Origin of the sequence: Streptomyces sp. XM83C, assembly GCF_023072675.1 — a bacterium.
In the GTDB taxonomy this organism is placed as follows: Bacteria; Actinomycetota; Actinomycetes; order Streptomycetales; family Streptomycetaceae; genus Streptomyces; species Streptomyces thermocoprophilus.
Genome location: NZ_JALLGL010000558.1, coordinates 1 through 1,500, shown reverse-complemented (window position 1 = coordinate 1,500; position 1,500 = coordinate 1). Strand labels below are relative to the sequence as shown.

At 73.5% G+C, this 1,500-nt stretch carries 1 protein-coding gene and 1 pseudogene; both read left to right on the top strand.

Translation table 11 applies throughout. The features are described from left to right. Positions 1-374 (top strand): annotated as a pseudogene (locus tag MTQ10_RS30325) (serine/threonine protein kinase); the annotation flags it as partial. A 159-nt stretch (positions 375-533) separates the two neighbouring features. Next, positions 534-1,500: serine/threonine-protein kinase (locus MTQ10_RS30320; protein WP_247473865.1), on the top strand; the 967-nt coding region annotated here is incomplete at its 3' end.

Below are 1,500 nucleotides of genomic sequence, written 5' to 3'. Positions count from 1 at the left end.
GGGGTGGCGTACCGCTGGGGCTGCTGCTGGGGCCGGCGGCGCAGCAGCAGCCCCAGCGGTACGCCACCCCGCAGCCCCAGGCACCCCAGCAGCCGGCGCCGCAGCAGCGGCCCGCCCGCGAGCCGAGGCCCCCGCGGCAGCGCAGCGCCAACCCGATGAAGATCCCCGGACTGGGCTGCCTCAAGGGCTGCCTGTTCGTCGTCGTCGTGCTGTTCGTCGCCGGCTGGCTCGTCTGGGAACTGACGCCCCTTCAGGACTGGATCGGCTCCGGCGAGGGGTACTGGCAGCAGCTGACCGACTGGTTCAACCGCGTCACCGACTGGGTCGGCGACCTCGGCAGCGACGGCGGAGGCGGCGGCACCTCCTCCCAGTGACAGCCCGCGGGCGCCTCGCCGGACCACGGCGGGGCCCGATGACACGCCGACGAGTTCCTTGATTTGTCGACATCCGATGGGTGATTTCCGCCTCCGCGGTGAGGATCGGCTCGTCCGACGCGTACTTTTTGACGACAACACGCGTCTGTAGGAGCAGTCTTGGCACGGAAGATCGGCAGCCGGTACACCGCCCACCAGATCCTCGGGCGGGGCAGCGCCGGCACGGTGTGGCTCGGCGAAGGCCCGGACGGGCCCGTCGCCGTCAAGCTGCTGCGTGAGGACCTCGCCTCCGACGAGGAACTGGTGGGCCGCTTCGTGCAGGAGCGCACCGCGCTGCTCGGCCTGGAGCACCCCAACATCGTGTCCGTGCGCGACCTGGTCGTCGACGGCAACGATCTCGCGCTCGTCATGGACCTCGTCCGCGGCACCGACCTCAGGACCCGGCTGGAACGGGAACGCAGGCTCGCCCCCGAGGCCGCCGTCGCCATCGTCGCGGACGTCGCCGAAGGGCTCGCCGCCGCCCATGCCGCCGGTGTCGTCCACCGCGACGTCAAACCCGAGAACATCCTGCTCGACATGCAGGGCCCCCTCGGACCCGGCGGCTCCCACCGGGCCCTGCTCACCGACTTCGGCGTCGCCAAGCTGATCGACACCCCGAAGCGCACCCGCTCCACGAAGATCATCGGCACGCCCGACTATCTCGCCCCGGAGATCGTGGAGGGCCTCCCGCCACGCGCCGCCGTCGACATCTACGCCCTGGCCACGGTGCTCTACGAGCTGCTGGCCGGGTTCACGCCGTTCGGCGGCGGACACCCCGGCGCCGTCCTGCGGCGGCACGTGACCGAGACCGTCGTACCGCTGCCCGGCATCCCCGACGAGCTGTGGCAGCTCCTCGTCCAGTGCCTGGCCAAGGCCCCCGCCTCCCGGCTGCGCGCCTCCGAGCTGGCGGCGCGGCTGCGCGAGCAGCTGCCCACCCTCGCCGGTATGCCGCCGCTGGACGTGGACGAGCCCGACGCGGACGGCGACGGCGCCGGAGCGGAGCCGGGCGACGGCATCGGCCCGGAGACCGGCGCACGCGGCCTCGCGGGCGACCCGGCGGGGCCGCCGGCGGGCGGGCGGGTACGGC